General features: G+C 59.5%; 19 protein-coding genes. 4 read left to right on the top strand and 15 right to left on the bottom strand.

What is annotated here, in order from left to right; genetic code table 11:
• Nucleotides 1-35: 35 nt before the first annotated feature.
• From N4A58_RS10170 to N4A58_RS10160, 3 genes are all read right to left on the bottom strand, one after another.
• On the bottom strand, nt 36-392 hold the full coding sequence (locus N4A58_RS10170) for a RidA family protein (RefSeq protein WP_092464355.1): 357 nt from the start codon (nt 390-392) through the stop codon (nt 36-38).
• A 100-nt stretch (nt 393-492) separates the two neighbouring features.
• On the bottom strand, nt 493-1,764 hold the full coding sequence (gene clpX, locus N4A58_RS10165) for an ATP-dependent Clp protease ATP-binding subunit ClpX (RefSeq protein WP_072706650.1): 1,272 nt from the start codon (nt 1,762-1,764) through the stop codon (nt 493-495).
• 141 nt (nt 1,765-1,905) lie between these two features.
• Nucleotides 1,906-2,535: an ATP-dependent Clp protease proteolytic subunit gene (locus N4A58_RS10160; RefSeq protein WP_072706651.1), complete on the bottom strand. Its 630-nt coding sequence runs from the start codon at nt 2,533-2,535 to the stop codon at nt 1,906-1,908.
• A gap of 196 nt (nt 2,536-2,731) precedes the next feature.
• Between N4A58_RS10160 and N4A58_RS10155 the strand changes: the two genes are divergently transcribed.
• Nucleotides 2,732-3,949, top strand: coding sequence for an FAD-binding domain-containing protein (locus N4A58_RS10155; protein ID WP_293709206.1), 1,218 nt, complete (start codon nt 2,732-2,734; stop codon nt 3,947-3,949).
• A gap of 6 nt (nt 3,950-3,955) precedes the next feature.
• Here the strand turns inward: N4A58_RS10155 and hemA are convergent, their stop codons facing one another.
• From hemA to N4A58_RS10095, 12 genes are all read right to left on the bottom strand, one after another.
• Nucleotides 3,956-5,182, bottom strand: coding sequence for a 5-aminolevulinate synthase (gene hemA, locus N4A58_RS10150; RefSeq protein ID WP_293709313.1), 1,227 nt, complete (start codon nt 5,180-5,182; stop codon nt 3,956-3,958).
• Between the two features lie 58 nt (nt 5,183-5,240).
• A complete protein-coding gene (locus N4A58_RS10145; protein ID WP_293709204.1) occupies nt 5,241-6,497 on the bottom strand; it encodes an NAD(P)/FAD-dependent oxidoreductase in 1,257 nt (418 codons plus the stop codon).
• A 40-nt stretch (nt 6,498-6,537) separates the two neighbouring features.
• Nucleotides 6,538-7,266: a c-type cytochrome gene (locus N4A58_RS10140; RefSeq protein ID WP_293709202.1), complete on the bottom strand. Its 729-nt coding sequence runs from the start codon at nt 7,264-7,266 to the stop codon at nt 6,538-6,540.
• Nucleotides 7,267-7,269: 3 nt separating this feature from the next.
• The gene (locus N4A58_RS10135) at nt 7,270-8,442 is read right to left on the bottom strand and encodes a c-type cytochrome (RefSeq protein WP_293709200.1); all 1,173 of its coding nucleotides are present in this window, start codon (nt 8,440-8,442) and stop codon (nt 7,270-7,272) included.
• The gene (gene soxC / locus N4A58_RS10130; RefSeq protein ID WP_293709198.1) at nt 8,426-9,691 is read right to left on the bottom strand and encodes a sulfite dehydrogenase; all 1,266 of its coding nucleotides are present in this window, start codon (nt 9,689-9,691) and stop codon (nt 8,426-8,428) included. Before soxC ends, N4A58_RS10135 begins: the two co-directional genes overlap by 17 nt.
• Before the next feature lie 81 nt (nt 9,692-9,772).
• Nucleotides 9,773-11,470 carry a thiosulfohydrolase SoxB gene (gene soxB / locus N4A58_RS10125; RefSeq protein WP_293709196.1) on the bottom strand — a complete coding sequence of 566 codons (1,698 nt, stop codon included), beginning with the start codon at nt 11,468-11,470 and terminating at the stop codon, nt 9,773-9,775.
• 102 nt (nt 11,471-11,572) lie between these two features.
• Nucleotides 11,573-12,439, bottom strand: coding sequence for a sulfur oxidation c-type cytochrome SoxA (gene soxA / locus N4A58_RS10120; RefSeq protein WP_293709194.1), 867 nt, complete (start codon nt 12,437-12,439; stop codon nt 11,573-11,575).
• Nucleotides 12,440-12,507: 68 nt separating this feature from the next.
• Nucleotides 12,508-12,837 (bottom strand): thiosulfate oxidation carrier complex protein SoxZ, encoded by a 330-nt coding sequence (soxZ, locus tag N4A58_RS10115; protein ID WP_072706659.1) that lies wholly within the window; start codon nt 12,835-12,837, stop codon nt 12,508-12,510.
• 48 nt (nt 12,838-12,885) lie between these two features.
• The gene (soxY, locus tag N4A58_RS10110; RefSeq protein ID WP_072706660.1) at nt 12,886-13,302 is read right to left on the bottom strand and encodes a thiosulfate oxidation carrier protein SoxY; all 417 of its coding nucleotides are present in this window, start codon (nt 13,300-13,302) and stop codon (nt 12,886-12,888) included.
• A 25-nt stretch (nt 13,303-13,327) separates the two neighbouring features.
• Nucleotides 13,328-13,807, bottom strand: a complete 480-nt coding sequence (soxX, locus tag N4A58_RS10105; protein WP_072706661.1) for a sulfur oxidation c-type cytochrome SoxX — start codon at nt 13,805-13,807, stop codon at nt 13,328-13,330.
• A 140-nt stretch (nt 13,808-13,947) separates the two neighbouring features.
• Entirely contained in the window at nt 13,948-14,502 is a 555-nt protein-coding gene (locus N4A58_RS10100; RefSeq protein ID WP_092464354.1) for a thioredoxin family protein, read from the bottom strand.
• Nucleotides 14,503-14,560: 58 nt separating this feature from the next.
• The gene (locus tag N4A58_RS10095; RefSeq protein ID WP_092464352.1) at nt 14,561-15,298 is read right to left on the bottom strand and encodes a cytochrome c biogenesis protein CcdA; all 738 of its coding nucleotides are present in this window, start codon (nt 15,296-15,298) and stop codon (nt 14,561-14,563) included.
• 69 nt (nt 15,299-15,367) lie between these two features.
• On the opposite strand from N4A58_RS10095, the gene N4A58_RS10090 reads away from it, so the two are divergent.
• The 3 genes from N4A58_RS10090 to N4A58_RS10080 are packed head-to-tail and all read left to right on the top strand — an operon-like array spanning nt 15,368 to nt 17,234.
• On the top strand, nt 15,368-15,760 hold the full coding sequence (locus N4A58_RS10090; protein WP_072706664.1) for a hypothetical protein: 393 nt from the start codon (nt 15,368-15,370) through the stop codon (nt 15,758-15,760).
• Nucleotides 15,761-15,785: 25 nt separating this feature from the next.
• The gene (locus N4A58_RS10085; RefSeq protein ID WP_072706665.1) at nt 15,786-16,121 is read left to right on the top strand and encodes a helix-turn-helix transcriptional regulator; all 336 of its coding nucleotides are present in this window, start codon (nt 15,786-15,788) and stop codon (nt 16,119-16,121) included.
• Between the two features lie 60 nt (nt 16,122-16,181).
• Complete coding sequence (locus N4A58_RS10080) at nt 16,182-17,234, top strand: YeeE/YedE family protein (RefSeq protein WP_293709191.1); 1,053 nt, start codon at nt 16,182-16,184, stop codon at nt 17,232-17,234.

Raw genomic sequence — 17,234 nt, 5'->3', positions numbered from 1 at the left:
CCGTATGGCCGATTGGCCTCGAAAGGTCCAGTCCCTTAGCCGTGAGCGAGGGCGGTAACTTCGATTTCGATGCGGTATTTATCGTCGATCAGGCGACATTCCACCATGGTCGCGGCTGGCGGGTTTTCCCCAAAGGTTTCCGCGAGGATCGGCCAGCAAGCTTCGAATTCCGCGCGGTCCGGCAGGTAGTAGTTCACGCGCACCACATCGGCAAAGGAGCTGCCCGCTTTTTCAAGGGCGCCGCCAATGACCTCGAGTGCGGATTTGCACTGCTCTTCGACCGTATCGCCCTGCCCCACGGTGCCTGCCACATGGACGAAACCGCCCGCAACGACTGCACGGCAGTAGCCGATCTTTTCCTCGAACACACCGCCGGATTTGATGCGCTTCATCTGTCTTCAACCTTTTCGGGAAATGCGGCCACACTGGACCGGACAAGAAAAATGCCCGCCCCATCGGGGCAGGCATTGGAATGTCAGTCAGCCTCGGGCCTTAGCCCGCGCTGGCACCGCCCTTTTTGGCGGTTTCGGCGTAGATCATCAGCGGTTTCGCGTCCGAAGAGTTCACAGCTTCTTCGTTGACGACAACCTCTTCGACTTCGCTCATGCCGGGCAGGTCGAACATGGTATCCAGCAGGATGTCTTCCATGATCGAGCGCAGACCACGTGCACCGGTCTTGCGGGCAATCGCCTTGCGCGCAATCGCGAGCAGCGCGTCGTCGGTGAAGGTCAGCTTGGTGTCCTCCAGTTCGAACAGACGCTGGTACTGCTTGACCAGAGCGTTCTTGGGCATGGTCAGGATGGTGACCAGAGCGTCCTCGTCCAAATCCTCGAGCGTAGCGATGACCGGAAGGCGACCAACGAATTCGGGGATCAGGCCAAACTTCAGCAGATCCTCAGGCTCGAGCTCAGCCAGCAATTCGCCGACCCCTTTGGAGGTCTCGTCCCGCACATCCGCACCAAAGCCCATCGCGCTGCCTTTGCCGCGCTGCGCAATGATCTTGTCGATGCCCGCAAAGGCGCCGCCGCAGATGAACAGGATGTTCGTGGTGTCCACCTGCAGGAATTCCTGCTGGGGGTGCTTACGGCCGCCTTGGGGCGGAACCGAGGCCACGGTACCTTCCATCAGCTTCAGCAAAGCCTGCTGAACGCCCTCGCCCGAGACGTCGCGGGTGATCGAAGGGTTTTCCGACTTGCGGGTGATCTTGTCGACCTCGTCGATGTACACGATGCCGCGCTGTGCGCGCTCAACGTTGTATTCCGATGCCTGCAAGAGCTTCAGGATGATGTTTTCCACGTCCTCGCCCACGTAACCGGCTTCGGTCAGTGTGGTCGCATCGGCCATGGTAAACGGCACATCCAGAATACGCGCCAATGTCTGGGCCAGCAGCGTTTTACCGCAACCGGTCGGACCCAAAAGCAGGATGTTGGATTTGGACAGTTCAATCTCGGAACTACCCTGTGCGTGGTTCAGACGCTTGTAGTGGTTATGGACAGCCACCGACAAAACACGCTTGGCGCGGGCTTGACCGATCACATAGTCATCCAGAACTTCGCAAATCTCTTTGGGGGTCGGGACGCCGTCGTGCGACTTGAGCCCGCCGCCCTTCGTTTCTTCGCGGATGATGTCCATGCACAGCTCGACGCATTCATCGCAGATGAACACGGTCGGGCCGGCGATCAGCTTGCGCACCTCGTGCTGGCTCTTTCCGCAGAAAGAACAGTAGAGGGTATTTTTGCTGTCGCCGTTGCTATTGTTCGACATATCTCACCTTCTCGGCATTGTAGGTCTGTGCGGCCGATGCCGACAAAACCCCTTGGTCTTGAGCAATGCTAGGGCAGCACGCCCACCGCCACAATGTCAAATGTGCCACAGTGCGGTAATCTGTGGCACAAAACTGTTATGTTACGCCTCGTCTTCAGGCTTTGTGCGGTTTTCCACGATTTCGTCGATCAGACCCCATTCTTTGGCGTCCTCGGCCGACATGAAGTTGTCACGCTCCAGCGCGGCTTCGACTGTTTCGTAGTCGTTACCGGTGTGCTTTACGTAAATTTCGTTGAGACGACGCTTCAGTTTCTCGGTCTCGCGAGCGTGGATCATAATGTCCGTCGCCTGACCCTGATAGCCACCAGAGGGCTGGTGCACCATGACGCGGCTGTTCGGCAGCGAGAAACGCATGCCCTTTTCGCCAGCAGTCAGCAGGAGCGAGCCCATCGACGCGGCCTGACCAATCACGAGGGTCGAGACCTTGGGTTTGATGTACTGCATGGTGTCGTAGATCGACAGGCCCGAGGTCACAACGCCGCCGGGGCTGTTGATGTACATGCTGATTTCTTTCGAGGGGTTTTCCGCCTCGAGATGCAGCAGCTGTGCGACGATCAGGCTCGACATACCGTCGTGGACGGGGCCCGACAGAAAGATGATGCGTTCCTTCAGAAGGCGCGAGTAAATGTCATATGCACGTTCCCCGCGGCTGGTCTGCTCGACCACCATAGGGACCAGGGTGTTCATGTAAGTATCAATAGGATCGTGCATTCTCTGCCTCTGCCTGCTGTCTTTCGGACACTAAAATTCAAATTAGCTCCCTGAGTCTTAGTCTCGCACCAGACCCCCTGCAAGGGGCGTGCCCTTTTTTAAACGTCTCATTTGCTCAGATATTGATCAAAACCTGTTGCGCCCTAGCCTTCGGGATAACTTTCTAAGCAATGCCCATCCCCAAGAGGCTAGGCCCATGACCGACTTTTCCCCAACACGCACAGCAGCGCTGGAACGCCTGAGCGCGTTTTTACCCAAAGCTGGCAGCACTTATGCCAAGCGCCGGAACTACGACCTTGGTCCCGACCGCCACACAGAGGGCGTGTCAACACTGTCGCCCTATCTACGGCATCGGCTGATCACTGAAGCCGAAGTTCTAGAGGCCGTGCTCGCCCGCCACAGCTTGAAGTCAGCGGAAAAGTTTGTCCAAGAAGTTTACTGGCGCACCTATTGGAAGGGCTGGCTCGAGATGCGGCCCGGGGTCTGGACCGCCTATCGCGCTGACCTGCAGCGTCAGTTGGACCGACTGAAATCCGAGGGTGGTCTGCGCCGGATGTGGCAGGACGCCTGCGAAGGGGAAACAGGCATTGAACCGTTCGATTTCTGGGCCAAAGAGTTGGCGCAGACCGGCTATTTGCACAACCACGCACGGATGTGGTTCGCCTCGATCTGGGTATTCACCTTGGGGCTGCCGTGGTCGCTGGGGGCCGATTTCTTTATGCGGCATTTGCAGGATGGGGACCCCGCGTCGAACACTCTGTCGTGGCGCTGGGTGTCGGGGCTGCAGACCAAGGGCAAGACCTACATGGCCGCGTCATCAAACATTTCCAAATACACTGAGGGACGGTTCGGCGGCATTCACGGATTGGCGCAAGAACCACGTATCCCAGAGGCACCTGCAGACCCCGAACGCATGCCAATCCCGCTGACCCAGCCAGTGTCCAAAGGTCTGCCGACCGCTCTTCTGGTGCATTCCGACGACCTTGCCCTTGGGGATGTGCTGAAGTCAGCGCCGCAAGTCTTGGGAGCCGGAGTACTAACGGATGTGGGCCACCGAAGCCCGCTGGCCATCGCACCCCATGTCCAAGAGTTCGCAACTGCCGCAATCAACGACGCCCTGAACCGCTGGTCCGATCGTCTGGCAGAGCAAACCTTCCTGTCGCCTGATGCCGTGGCCGATTGGGCCACAGGTTTGGGCGCACAGCAGATCGTCACGCCATATGCCCCTGTCGGACCTGTCGCGGATGATCTAGCACGGATCGAAACGGCATTGCGCAGCAAGGGCATCACGCTGGCACGGGTGCGCAAGGACTACGACAGTGCTGCTTGGCCCCACGCCACCCACGGTTTCTTTCGCTTCAAAGAAAAAATCCCCGCACTGCTCGGGGCACTGCGGGGACTGACAACGGTTTAAAGCGGTTTACTGGGCCGCCATCGGCTGGCGGGCCAGTTCACACTGATGCCAGAGATCTTCGAGCGCGGTGACCAGACGCTCCATATCCTCGGCGCTGTGCACGGGGCTGGGGGTGATCCGCAGCCTCTCGGTTCCTTTGGGAACTGTGGGATAGTTGATTGGCTGGATGTAGACGCCGTGCTCGTTTAGCAGCTTGTCCGAGATAAACTTGCACTTCACCGGATCGCCAACCATCACCGGAATGATGTGGCTGGGGTTCGGGATGTGCGGGATGCCGATCTGGTCCAGCTTGGCGCGTAGCTCGGCCACGCGGGCTTGCTGCAACTCCCGCTCCGCACTGCTGTCCTTCAGGTGCCGGATTGAGGCCGCTGCCCCAGCCGCGACCGCAGGCGGCAAAGCGGTGGTAAAGATAAAGCCGCTCGCAAAGCTGCGGACGAAATCCACCATCTGGGCCGAGCCGGTGATGTAGCCCCCCACGACGCCAAAGGCTTTGCCCAAGGTGCCCTGAATGATGTCTACACGGTGCATCACGCCATCGCGCTCTGCCACGCCGCCCCCGCGGGGACCGTACATGCCCACGGCGTGCACTTCGTCTAAGTAGGTCAGAGCGCCGAACTCTTCGGCCAAATCGCAAATCTCTGCGATCGGGGCGATGTCGCCGTCCATTGAGTAGACGGATTCGAACGCAATGATCTTGGGCTGATCTTTGGGCAGCGTCTCAAGATGAGCGCGCAAGTCATTCAGATCATTGTGCTTCCAGATCACGCGCTGCGCGCGGGAATGGCGCATCCCTTCGATCATGGAGGCGTGGTTTAACGCATCCGACAGGATCACACAGTTCGGAATTTTTGCAGCCAGAGTGCCCAACGCAGCCCAGTTCGACACGTACCCGCTGGTGAACAGCAGCGCCGCCTCTTTACCGTGCAGGTCGGCCAATTCGCGCTCCAGCAGCACATGGTCATGGGTCGTGCCAGAGATGTTGCGCGTACCGCCCGCACCCGCGCCGCAGCGGTCCAGAGCGTCATGCATGGCGGTCAGGACTTTGGGGTGCTGCCCCATGCCCAGATAATCGTTCGAGCACCAGATCGTGACGGGGCGCTCTTTGCCCGCAGCATCACGATGGGTCGCATGGGGGAAATCACCTGTCCGGCGCTCCAGATCGGCAAAGTGGCGATAATTGCCCTGCTCTCGCAGATCGGTCAGTGCGCCATCGAAAAACTGGTTGTAATCCATAAGTCCCTTGGTCCCTTGGGGGCGGTGCACGCATGCGCCGCCCGTTGTCTTTCCAGCCTTAGCCGAACATGTCAGCAGTGATGCCCGCATACCAACCAACGGACTCTTCGTAGGTGGTTTTACGAAGATCTGCGTCTTCACCCGTTTGGGATATGAACCCATCCACTTTAGCGATTTTCTCGTCTGTCGCCTCGTAGGTCGCGCCGACTTTGACGCCATCGTCGGTGTCGATCAGCGACCAGCAGGTGTTCGAGAATTTGGCAGGGAAGACCTTGGAGCCGGTCAGAGCGCCACGCACCGCCATCGCCGCCACCTTGGCCTGAGAGTTCGCAGAGAAGCCGGACTTGGGCATGTCCCCTTGCGAGCACGCATCGCCAAGGACGTGGATATTCTCATCGATCTTGCTCTGCATGGTGTGGCCGCTCACGGGGGCCCAGTTGCCCTCGGTCACGCCTGCCATCTCGCAGATTTTGCCGGCTTTCATGGCGGGGATCACGTTGCAGACGTCCGCTTTGATCACTTCGCCATCCACATTCACCGTCATCTCGTCGGGGTTCACCTCAACGTTCGCACCGCCGAAATCGGGACCAATGCGTTCAACCATGCCGGTGTAATGCTTGCCCCACCCCTCTTCGAACAGCGCCTGTTTCGAGAATTTCTCTTTGGGATCGACGATGATGATCTTGGCTTTGGGGTTATTGGCCTTGAGCGTGTGCGCGACCATGCTGACCCGCTCGTAGGGGCCAGGGGGGCAGCGGTAGGGGTTCGGCGGCGCGACCATGACGAAGGTCCCGCCTTCGGGCATCGCGTTAATCTGAGCGCGCAGCAGCTCGGTCTGGCTGCCGCCCTTGTAGGCGTGGGGCATCGCGTTCTGGGCCATGGTCGACCAACCGGGCACCGCGCCGTCCACGAAATCAATGCCGGGGCTCAGGACCAGACGGTCATAGGGGACAGAGCCACCACCGGCCAGCGCCACCGTCTTGGCATCGCGGTCGATCCCGATGGCCCAATCGTGGACGACGTTCACACCACCTGCGGCCAGATTGCCGTAAGAATGGCCAAGGCTGTCCATTTCGCGGAAGCCGCCCAAATAGAGGTTCGAGAAGAAACAGGTGTAGTACTGGCGTGTGGGTTCGATCAGCGTCACGTCGATCTCGCCCTTGCTGTCCTTGGCGACATAGCGCGCGACGGTGGCACCGCCTGCGCCGCCCCCGATCACGACAACCCGCGGCTTGGTATTGGCCCGCAATGACGGCGCCCCCAGCGTCGCGGTTGCCGCGCCTGCAGCAATGAACGAACGTCTGTTCAATTTCATGGTTCTTCCTCCCTAGATGTGCGGCCCGGATGGTGTTGTTTTATTGGTCTCCGAGGTCCGCGAAATACGCAGCCAAGGCCGCGATCTCTTCGTCCGACAACCGCCCTGCCATCATCTGCATGACGGGATGGGGCCGGATCTTTTCTTTGTAGGCATGCATGGCGACCACGAAGTCCTCGGTCGGCCAGCCCGTGATGGACGGGATGCCTTGGTCACTGCCATTTCTCTGATGGCATGTGCTGCATTCACTTGAGAGATATTCTCCGTAGGCAGGGTCGCCGACGATAGCTAGCACTTCGGCGGACAGCTCTACCTCTTTGGGTAGGGCCGTTGGTTGGGCCTCGGGGATATCGAGTGGGCTATCCGAGAACTGGCGCAAATAAGCGAGAACATCGTGGCGGTCCTGCTCCTCTTTCAGGCCGCGGAAGTTCATGCGCGTATCGCTGACCAGCGCTTTGGGGTTGTCGAGATAGGCATCAAGGTGCTCGTAATCCCAGACCAGCCCGTTCTTGCCCTCGCGGATCAGACCGTCGGAATAGCGGAAATCCTCGATCGTGCCGGCCGTGCGGCCAAAGATACCGTTCAGCTGGGGGCCGACCTTGTTCTTGGCCCCTGCCCCAACCGCATGGCAGCTGGCGCATTTGCGGAACACTTTCTCGCCGTTTGCTGCGTCCCCGAGGGGTGCTGCGATCTCTTCAGCATGGGCTTGATGCACAAAGGCAGCGGCGATGACCGCCGCTGCCCCCAGATATGTCGCAATCCGCGTCATGGATCACTGACCAAAGGTCTTGAGGTACTCAATGACAGCCGCCACGTCGTCCTCTTTCTTGAGACCCGCAAAGGACATCTTGGTGCCTTTGATCTCTGCCTTGGGCTTTGCGATGAAGGCTGCCAGACGCTCTGGCGTCCATTCTCCGCCGTAGTCAACCATCGCGCCCGAGTACTTGAACCCGTCCGCCGAAGCGACCGAGCGGCCAACGATACCGTTCAACTGAGGGCCAGAGCCATTTTTCGCGCCATCACCAATCTTGTGGCAGGCTTTACACTTCTTAAAGACCTTCTCGCCCTTGTCGGCCAGCGCCTGATCAATCGCCATCGCAGGCGAGGCTGCCGGAGCCTCTTCTTCGGGGGCCGGGTCAGCGGCAGCGACCTGAACAGGCTCTTCTTCGGGGGCGGAAAGAGCCTCTTCGGTCACCTCTTCGCCGGGGGTCACGTCCAGCACAGTGGCGCGCTTGGTGATCTCGACGGTGTCCTTGCAGTTTTCCATGCAGGGCTCGGCGCGCCAGATTGCGTATTCACTATCTTCGCGGTCATCGATGATGAAGCCGTCCGCATTGGGCAGCACGATCTCGGTGAAGTTCTCGTTCGACAGAACGAAGTCATCCTCGACCAGATAATTGGAATAGAGGATGTACGCGACGATGCCATAAACCTCGTCCGGAGTCAGGCTCTGTGCGTTGCCAAAGGGCATGGAGCGGTTCACATAGTCCCATGCGGTTGACAGATGCGGCCAGTAGCTGCCCACGGTCTTGAGCGGGTCTTCGTCCGCCAAAGAGCCATCTCCGCCAGCCAGTTTGGGCCAGTTGCCGCGCCCTTCGGCAAAGTCACCGTGGCAGACAGCGCAGTTCTCGATGAACACTTCTTCGCCTGTGAACACGTCGCCAGATCCAACCGGAAGGCCAGTGCCATCGGGGCTGACATCCAGATCCCACGCTGCGATCTCTTCTTCCAGCGCGGGGCGGCCCAAGCCAAAGGGCGCGTCCGCATAAGCTGCAGCCGCCTGAGCGCGGGCAATCAACGCGAAATCGGGATCGCTATCGGCCGCCATGCGGTCATAGCTTTCGGCGTGTTCGGGGATCAGGCGATCCGCGAAATTTAGCGCCACCGTCAGCATCAGAACGGTGCCGACCGCCGAGCCTGCATAAAGTTTAAGAGACTTCGACATTTTCTGCCTCCCCGTTCGATTTCACATGCCATGTCTGGATGCAGTTGTTGTGGTAGACCGAGTTCAGGCCACGCACTTCGCGCAGTTGCGCTTTGGTGGGCTGCACGTATCCGGTTTCGTCCATCGCGCGGGATTGCAGCAGCATCTCGCTGCCGTCCCAGTTGATGTCCAGATAGAAGCGGGACAGCGCCTTGTCGCCAGCCTCGGACGCGAGGCGCGCCTGCTGCCATGTCTTGCCGCCATCGGTCGAGACGTCCACACGCTTGATCTTGCCGTGACCGGACCACGCCAGACCAGTGATGACCAACGGGCCGGGGCCATGCTTGATCGGCGACTGCGGGCTGGGGCTGGTGACGACCGATTTGGCGTCCATGACCCAAGTCCACTTGCGGCTGGTTCCGTCCGCCAGAGTGTCCGTGTATTTGCTGGTTTCCTCACGGCTTTCAACCGCTTGCGTGGTAACCTCAATGCGGCGCAGCCACTTGACCCACATGTTGCCTTCCCAACCGGGAACGACCAGACGCACGGGGTAACCATGCTCTTTGCGCAGGGCCTCACCGTTGGCTTTGAAGGCGACCAGAACGTCGTCCAGCGCCTTTTCCATCGGGATCGAGCGGCCGTTCGACGAGGCATCCGCGCCCTCGACATAGACCCACTTGCCCTCGGTCTGAATGCCAGCCTCGTTCAGCAGGGTGCGCAGGGGCACGCCGGTGTATTCCATATTGTGGATCATACCATGGGTGAATTGCGCGCCGTTCAGCTGCGCGCCCGCCCATTCCATGCCGGTGTTCGCCGCGCATTCGCAGAAGTACACATGCTGCTCACGGGGGAAGCGTTCCAGATCCGCGTAGGTAAAGACCAGCGGGCGATCCACCAGACCGTTGATCATCAGACGGTAGTCATCCTTGGAAAGCTCGATCGCGCCCGAGTGGTGGCGTTCAAACGCACAGCCCTGCGGAGTGATGGTGCCATCCAGCGCGTGGATGGGCGTGAAGTTGATCGAGCTGATCGGGTCCGCGGTCAGCCAAGGCACGTTGCGGCGCACCACATCGGTTTCGAACCGGATGGGCATGCCATAGGGGGTGGCGTCCACACCCTCGCCCAAACCTTGGGCCCATTCATGTACTTCGGTGATCAGCGGATCGGGGGTCTGAGCACGGGCGCCAGTGGCCGCCCCTGCCCCGATGGCAGCCGCACCGGCCAGAAACTGGCGACGCGAAGCCTTGGGTCCCTTGAAGCTGGATGTCATGTCCTTTGCTCCTTTTCTCAGATCGAAAAATTCATCTTCGTGAATTCTTCGGGGTAAAAAAATTTGGTTCCGATGGGCGCCTTACGCGCCCACCACCTGCACGCTGGTGTTGGGCTCGACCACGACGGTGCCCTTGTTGCGGATGTGGGTTTCGACCACGTCCCAGATATCGGGGCCTTCGGTGCCCTCGTTCACGCTTGCCCAACCGGCAACGACGTAATTCTTTGACGGATCCAGCTTTTCGCCGGTCTTGAGCAAGGTCAGTTCGCTGATGCGGCTGCCTTGGGGTTTGCTGATGTCGATCCGGTAGCCCAGACCGCCCATGCGCACCATGTCCCCGCCCTGCTGATAATAGGGGTTCGGGTTGAAAATGTTGTCCGCCACATCTTCCATGATGGTATGGATGAACTCGCCGCTCATCTCGGTGCGGTAGGCCTTGGGATAGGTCATCGAGGTGACGTTCCACAGATCCTCGCGGGTGATCGCCTGACCCGGCAGAACCGAGGGCCCCCAGCGCACGCCGGGCGACATGGCGATGTCCGCATCGCGTTCGGTCAGCAGCGCATCACAGATCAGATCATCCCACGTGCCGTTGAAGTTGCCACGGCGGTACAGCAGGGAGTCTGTGTGGCCAAGGACTTCGGACAGGGTGGATTCATAGGGCGCGCGTTGCTCGTCGATCAAAGCGGCAACCTCGGCGTCCGGTGTGATGACGTCAGAGAAGATCGGGATTAGTTTGTGGCGGAAGCCCATCATGCGGCCGTCGCGGATGTCTAGATCGACGCGGCTGACAAACTTGCCGTTCGAGCCAGAGGCCACGATGATTGTTTCGCCGACCAGAACGGGCTCGGGCAGCGCGTCGTGGGTGTGACCGGACAGGATCACGTCGATGCCACTGACAAGGCTGGCCATGTGGCGGTCCACGTCAAAACCGTTGTGCGACAGGACGACAACCACATCCGCGCCCATGTCGCGCACTTCGTCGACCATGGCCTGCATGTTTTCGTCACGGATGCCGAATGCGTATTCGGGGAACATCCAGCCGGGGTTCGCAATGGGCATATAGGGGAAGGCCTGACCGATCACGGCCACCTTCGCGCCACCACGCTCAAAGAATTTGTAGGGCTTGAACAGTTCAGCAGGTTCGTCCCACTCGGCGTCGAAAATGTTCTGCGCCAGCGAGTCAAACGGCAGACCCGAGACCAGTTCGTTCACACGCTCGGAACCCAGAGTGAACTCCCAGTGGAAAGTCATCGCGTCCGGCTTCAGCGCGTTCATCACGTTGACCATGTCCTGCCCCTGCGTGTGGTAGCAGGTGTATGAGCCGTGCCATGTATCACCGCCGTCCAGCAGGATGGCATCGGGACGGTCGGCGCGGATCGCATTGATCACGGTCGCAACACGGTCCAGACCACCCATCTTGCCATAGGTTTTGCCCAAGGCAGAAAAGTCGTTGTAGGTCAGCGCATAGTGGTTCGGTGAGCCGTCATTGATGCCATAGAGCTTGCGGAAATCCGCGCCGGTCACGTGAGGCACTTTGCCGTTCACTTCGCCCACGCCGATGTTCACTTCGGGTTCACGGAAATAGATCGGTTTCAGCTGTGCGTGAATGTCGGTGACGTGGATCAGCGACACATTCCCGAAGGTATCAAACTGTAGCAGCTGGTCCTGCGTCAGAGCTTGCTGCGCGGCCAAGCGGCTCCAGTTGCCAAAGCCCGACGCTCCGACCAGTGCGGAGGCGGCCATGCTGGCCTGAAGAAAATCGCGGCGGGAAATCATGTGGGACAGGCTCCGGTTCTGAGATCAATTTTGACAAAGGTTCCCTGTCCCGTGCATTGAATGCACGGGCCAAGGAAGGTTTCGTGTTGTGATAGTAGTAGGTTAGTTACGCACCGACGGTCCTTCGACCGACAGGCCGTTGCCGCGCGATGCGACATACAGCTCCAGAGCCAAGAATTCGGGGCTACCGGGCGAGAAGGTTTCCGCGCGGGTGTCACGGACACAGCCTTTGAAGCGCGCGTGAACCGAGTTCAGCTTGGCGTTCTTCAGGCGGTAGGTCGGGAAGCCGTTGATCTGGCCCTGCGACAGGTGGTCTGCGCGGATCAGATTGTCGTAGTTGTCTTCGTGACAGGTCGCGCAAGACAGCTCCAACTGGCCGGTGCGGGTGTAATAGAGCTCTTTGCCCTGCTCCCACATCGCCTGAGCGGGACCATCAATCGCGACGTTCACGGGCAGACCGCGCGACACAGCCGACATAAGCGCAACCATGTTGGTCATGTCACCCGACGTGTATCCCAGCGCCTCGGCCCCCATGTTTTCAGTACGGCAGGCGTTGATCTGCATTTCCATGGTGCGGACTTCGCCAGCGTCTTCGTTCCACTTGGGATAGACGGCTTTGACACCGGCCATATCCTCGGGCGCGCCGTGGCAGGATGCGCAGCTCTTATCTTCGGACCCCTCGGCGGTGTCCCACGCCTCGCGGGCGTCGTCGACAAAGATCATACCGGGGTTATCGAAGTCGTCTCGCTGCAGATCTTGGGTCTCGTGCGAGCGGAATTCCCAGCCGGACTGGATCGTGTCGATCATGTCCATGTGGGCGGGCGCAGCGGTGCTCGTGACGATTTCAAGATCGCCGTTCACCACCAGCGGTTCGGTCGGATCGGTTGCCTGCGCAGCCGTCGCCAGAGCGAAGGTGCTTGCGGCAAAACCCAACGCGATCATCGCCTTGCTTTTGATTTCCTTGGTCATGGTTTCCTCCCTGAAGCCAGAAAGCGGGGCGACAAAGTTATGCTCTTTGCGCGCCCCGCCCTGTCGCATTAGCCGATCGCTACCGGCTTGGTCTCTTCGTAGACGTCGCCGTCATCGTCGTACCAAGTGAATTTGAAGTCGCCTGCCTCGGGGACGGTCGCTTCGAATTCAAAGTAGGGGTTGGTCGAAATCGCAGGCTCCATCGCCACGTCCACAACCATCTGACCGTTAAACTCGCAGGTAAAACGGTTGATGATCGAGCGCGGGATGACGTTGCCGCTGCTGTCCTTGCGCTGACCGGACTCCATGGGGTGGCTGATCAGAGTCTTGAGGGTGATGGTTTCACCAGCCGAAGCCGACTTGGGAACCTTAACGCGGGGGCGTACACCAGATGCCATTTTAGGTCTCTCCTCAGAAAATCTATGTGTCTCGACAGGTCGCGGGCGTTAGCCGCCACAGCCGCCGATGGTCACTTTGACGGTGGATGCCGCACGGGCGAACGAGCCGTCTTCGAATTTGGCGATCGCGACGACGTCCTGCGTACCGGCAAGGCGGATACGGGTGGTTGCAGACTGCGAACCAGCCAGCGGGCCAAAGTTGAACTGGGCCACGCCGGGAGTCGGGTTGCCGGTCGCCAGAACCATGATGCTGGCTGCGCCGGGCGCATCGACGGTGATCGGAACAGTGTTGCCGTTTTCCGCGATTTCGGGGGCGGTCAGGGTGATGCCCTCGGCCTTCATGTCTGCGCCGCCGGTGAACTCGGCGATTTTGTCATCGGCCGAAGCCGCAACGCGGAAGGGAAGCACGGTCAGAGCTGCCGCACCTAGGCCCAGTGCGATTGTGTCGCGTCGGGTGAATTCCATTTCTCTCTCCTTAAATCCGGGTCGCTTACTGCTCTTTGAGCGTCATCAGGTAAGCGACGACATCCTCGACTTCCTGCGCGGTCAGCAGGGGTGTCAGTGCTTCGGTCGGTGCTTTGCCGGTGTAGGCATTACCGGGGCGGATGTAGCCCTCGTTCTTGTAGAACGCGGGCATGATCGTGCCCTCAAAAGTCTTTTTGGCATTCGCGACAAGGCCGCGCAGCTCTGCTTCGTTCCAGCGGTCGGCAACACCATCAAGGGTCGGGCCAACTTCGCCGTGGAACGGAACGTCCGACATGGCCGAGACAGCGTGACATGCAACGCAGTTGCCCTTGCCGCGGTTCGCCATGATCTTGACGCCGTTTGCCGGGTCGCCGGGCTGACCGGTCAAAGAAGTCGCGACATCGCCATATTCCGAGAACTCGACATCTGCCGGGGCAACGGGTGCCGCCATTGCGATGCCAGCAGTGCAAGCGGCGACTGCCGCGAGTGCAAATGAAAGCTTCATGTTTCCTCCCTGGCTACCATTCTTCCGCTGGTAGGCTCCGTATACTGTAGAACACCGCGCATCTTTTACGCAACAACAAATTCAACTAAGTGAATTTACTGATATGTTGCAGCGCAGCATTTCTGGTCTTGCTGGTTTGTTTACTCAGCCAACTTCCGCTGCAGGTACTTCTGGAACGGCTCTCCAGAGCTATATCCTTCTTCAAGAACCCAGTGCAACATGTTGAAAGTCGTTCCTTTTCCAAAGGCGCCGGGCATCTGTGCGACGGCGGCTTTGGGGGCGGTCGCACCCTCCTCTACCTCCTCAGGAAAGAACATCATTGTAGGGGTAAAGAGAACACCCCACCGTTGGATCATGTCCTTCTCCGAAAGGCTGGTCCCATCGAAATCCGTGACTTCAACGTCCCCGAACATGTTGAGCTGCACAACAAAGAAGTCGTCCTGCAACAGGGATTCGATGTCTGGGTCAACAAAGACTTCCTCGTGCATTTTCTTACAATAAATGCAGCCGCGCTGCTCGATGATTACCATCAGGCGTTTGCCCTCGGTGCTGGCTTCATCCAGATCTTCGCGCAGGTCCTTGAAGGTGTCGTGCATCCAGTCCGCCTTGTGCAGACCATCGTCCCCCATCTCGGCCGCCATAACGGACGTGGACAGGCACAGCGCCGCCCCTAGGGCGGTTAATCGTTTCAGCATAGTCTTCCTCCCAGATAACAAGCCGCCCCTTCTCGGGCCGCAGCACAGAGTGTTCGCCTCACCCCAAGGATGTGAAAGACGGGAACCATTCGATCATCGCCGCCGCGATCAAGTTCACCGCATTTGTCGCAATCAAAATGGCAAAGATGATCAGCATCACGCCCATCACCTTTTCCACGTAGCCCAGATATTTCCGGTTGCGCTGTGCCCAAGCCAGAAACGGTCCGGCAAACAGAGCGGCGACAATAAAGGGCGCGGTCATCCCGATCCCGTAGACAAACAGCAGCGCGCCGCCCTGCCACACATCGCCCATGCCGCTCGCCACCATCAGGATCGACGCCAGCGCAGGGCCGACACAGGGCGTCCACCCAAAGCCAAAGGCCAATCCCATGACATAAGCCCCGCCTATGGACGCCGGATTGGCGGAGCTTTCGACCCGCGCTTCGCGGTACAGAAGGCCGATGCGCAGAACACCAAGGAAGTGCAAACCAAAGACAAACAGGATCGCTGCGGCCACGTAACTCAGAGGCTGCTTCCACTGGGCAAAGGCCTGCCCCACCGCCGTCGCGCCCATCCCGAGCAGGACGAAAATCGTCGTGACCCCTAACGCAAAGGCGATCGCAGACCGGATCAGACGGGCGCGGGCCCCCGCTGCAATCACGCCATCGCCGCGCAGTTCCGCAACCGACAGACCAGCCATATAACTGAGGTAAAACGGGACCATAGGCAGGATGCACGGCGTGAAAAACGACAGCAGACCCGCCAGCAATGCCCCCATGTAGGTGACATCCAACATGCAATATTCCTTGATTTATTCAAATATTTGATTACATGCTTGCCTGAAGCTGTCAATTGGATTGATCGCATGCCGCATCTATTTGCAAAAACCCTCTTTGCTGGCGCTCTCGCGCTTGCTCCCTTGACCGCCAGCGCGGCCGAGCTGGTGATGGTCGAGCAAGTGGGCTGCGCCTACTGCGAGATGTGGCACAAGCAGATCGGCCCAATCTACCCGAAAACATCTGTCTCTGCCGTGGCCCCCTTGCGATCTGTGCAATTGACCGAGATTGACGATGCAGGGTTCGATATTGCCCGACCCGTCGTCTTTACTCCGACTTTTCTGCTAGTTGACGACGGTCAGGAACTGGCAAGACTAGAAGGATACGCAGGCGAAGATTTCTTTTGGCCCTTGGTCGAGAAAATGGTCGCCGAACACGCCGGTTCTCCCCTCTCAGACACCGCTTCCGGCAGCGGTTCGTGATGTAAGTTAGTGATAGGCCCTTCCTATGTCTCTTCCTGCCATAAAAGACGATCTCACCGATTTTGAAATGGACCGCATGCTCGAGCGTGCGACCAGCGCCGCGAACTTCCTCAAGGCGATCAGCCACGAGGGTCGCTTGATGATCCTGTGCCATCTCGTGGATGGCGAAAAGTCGGTCACCGAACTCGAAGAATTGCTGTCTGCCCGTCAGGCTGCTGTGTCCCAGCAGCTGTCGCGTCTTCGTCTCGAAGGGCTGGTCGTGCCCCGCCGTGACGGCAAGACGATCTATTACAGTTTGGCAGATGACCGCCCCCGTCGTATCCTAGAGCGTGTTTACGAAGTATTCTGCGATAGCGAGTGAACCTGACGACACGCTAAACTGCCGGCGCGTCCGGCCGTCATTGGACTTGGGAGGGTTCCGATGATCGATGGGATTTCCGACGCGGTTTTGGTCGCGTTGATTGGTGCGTTCGGAGGCCTGCTTCTGGGCCTCGCGGCGCGGTTGGGCCGCTTTTGCACACTTGGGGCAATCGAAGATTACTTTTACGGTGGCAGCGACATCCGCTTGCGGATGTGGGGCGTGGCCATCGGTGTCGCCTGCATGGGCGTGTTCGGCGCCAATGCGGCAGGGCTGCTTAACCCCACCACCTCCTACTATCTCGACACACGCTGGCTGCCATGGGCGTCGATCATCGGCGGCGGCGTCTTTGGCTATGGCATGGCGCTCGCTGGCAACTGCGGCTATGGCGCATTGGCCCGCTTGGGTGGAGGCGACCTGCGGTCCTTTGTGATCGTGGTGGTCGTCGGGATGGCGGCTTACGCCACGCTTTACGGTCCCTTGGCCTTTGTTTTCGCCAAGCTTTTCCCGCGTATCACCACCGATATGCCACAGGGGATCGCCCATGGACTGTCCTATCTTCTGCCCGTCTCGCCCGCCATAATCGGCATGCTAATCGGCGCCGCCATTTTGATCTTTGCCATCTGGCCCGCGCGCATGCGGGCGGACCGCAAAGCCATGGTCTGGGGCGCTGTCGTGGGTCTGGCAATTCTGTCGGGCTGGCTTGGCACCGGCTATATCGCGCAGCACGGGTTCGAGGTTGTCCCCGTCGCATCGCACAACTTCTCGGCCCCTGTGGGCGAAGCGATGCTCTATGCGATGATCGGCGCCAATCATGCGCCGTCGTTTGCCGTGGGATCTGTGATCGGGGTGTGGAGCGGCGCGCTGGTCGGTAGCTTCATGCTGGGACATTTCCGGTGGGAAGCCTGCGAAGACCCCCGTGAATTGCGCCGTCAAATCATTGGCGCAATCATGATGGGCGTTGGCGCGGTTCTGGCCATGGGCTGCACGGTCGGCCAAGGGCTGTCGTCCATGGCGCTGCTCAGCTACTCTGCCCCCGTAACCATCGTGTCGATTTTCGGCGGCGCGGCTCTGGGCCTGCGCCACTTGATCGAAGGGTTCGCCCCCGCCGAATAA

Source organism: Donghicola sp. (assembly GCF_025210255.1).
GTDB lineage: Bacteria > Pseudomonadota > Alphaproteobacteria > Rhodobacterales > Rhodobacteraceae > Donghicola > Donghicola eburneus.
Note: the sequence above shows the minus strand (reverse complement) of the source record. Positions and strands in the feature narration are given on the sequence as shown.

What these genes read in the sequence shown, in the direction of transcription:
- soxC (WP_293709198.1), bottom strand. Translation starts at nt 9,691, where the DNA reads ATGACATCCAGCTTCAAGGGACCCAAGGCTTCGCGTCGCCAGTTTCTG.
- N4A58_RS10095 (WP_092464352.1), bottom strand. Translation starts at nt 15,298, where the DNA reads ATGTTGGATGTCACCTACATGGGGGCATTGCTGGCGGGTCTGCTGTCG.
- soxA (WP_293709194.1), bottom strand. Translation starts at nt 12,439, where the DNA reads ATGACCAAGGAAATCAAAAGCAAGGCGATGATCGCGTTGGGTTTTGCC.
- soxY (WP_072706660.1), bottom strand. Translation starts at nt 13,302, where the DNA reads ATGGAATTCACCCGACGCGACACAATCGCACTGGGCCTAGGTGCGGCA.
- N4A58_RS10140 (WP_293709202.1), bottom strand. Translation starts at nt 7,266, where the DNA reads ATGACGCGGATTGCGACATATCTGGGGGCAGCGGCGGTCATCGCCGCT.
- clpX (WP_072706650.1), bottom strand. Translation starts at nt 1,764, where the DNA reads ATGTCGAACAATAGCAACGGCGACAGCAAAAATACCCTCTACTGTTCT.
- hemA (WP_293709313.1), bottom strand. Translation starts at nt 5,182, where the DNA reads ATGGATTACAACCAGTTTTTCGATGGCGCACTGACCGATCTGCGAGAG.
- soxX (WP_072706661.1), bottom strand. Translation starts at nt 13,807, where the DNA reads ATGAAGCTTTCATTTGCACTCGCGGCAGTCGCCGCTTGCACTGCTGGC.
- soxZ (WP_072706659.1), bottom strand. Translation starts at nt 12,837, where the DNA reads ATGGCATCTGGTGTACGCCCCCGCGTTAAGGTTCCCAAGTCGGCTTCG.
- soxB (WP_293709196.1), bottom strand. Translation starts at nt 11,470, where the DNA reads ATGATTTCCCGCCGCGATTTTCTTCAGGCCAGCATGGCCGCCTCCGCA.
- N4A58_RS10085 (WP_072706665.1), top strand. Translation starts at nt 15,786, where the DNA reads ATGTCTCTTCCTGCCATAAAAGACGATCTCACCGATTTTGAAATGGAC.
- N4A58_RS10145 (WP_293709204.1), bottom strand. Translation starts at nt 6,497, where the DNA reads ATGAAATTGAACAGACGTTCGTTCATTGCTGCAGGCGCGGCAACCGCG.
- N4A58_RS10170 (WP_092464355.1), bottom strand. Translation starts at nt 392, where the DNA reads ATGAAGCGCATCAAATCCGGCGGTGTGTTCGAGGAAAAGATCGGCTAC.
- N4A58_RS10135 (WP_293709200.1), bottom strand. Translation starts at nt 8,442, where the DNA reads ATGTCGAAGTCTCTTAAACTTTATGCAGGCTCGGCGGTCGGCACCGTT.
- N4A58_RS10100 (WP_092464354.1), bottom strand. Translation starts at nt 14,502, where the DNA reads ATGCTGAAACGATTAACCGCCCTAGGGGCGGCGCTGTGCCTGTCCACG.
- N4A58_RS10155 (WP_293709206.1), top strand. Translation starts at nt 2,732, where the DNA reads ATGACCGACTTTTCCCCAACACGCACAGCAGCGCTGGAACGCCTGAGC.
- N4A58_RS10160 (WP_072706651.1), bottom strand. Translation starts at nt 2,535, where the DNA reads ATGCACGATCCTATTGATACTTACATGAACACCCTGGTCCCTATGGTG.
- N4A58_RS10090 (WP_072706664.1), top strand. Translation starts at nt 15,368, where the DNA reads ATGCCGCATCTATTTGCAAAAACCCTCTTTGCTGGCGCTCTCGCGCTT.
- N4A58_RS10080 (WP_293709191.1), top strand. Translation starts at nt 16,182, where the DNA reads ATGATCGATGGGATTTCCGACGCGGTTTTGGTCGCGTTGATTGGTGCG.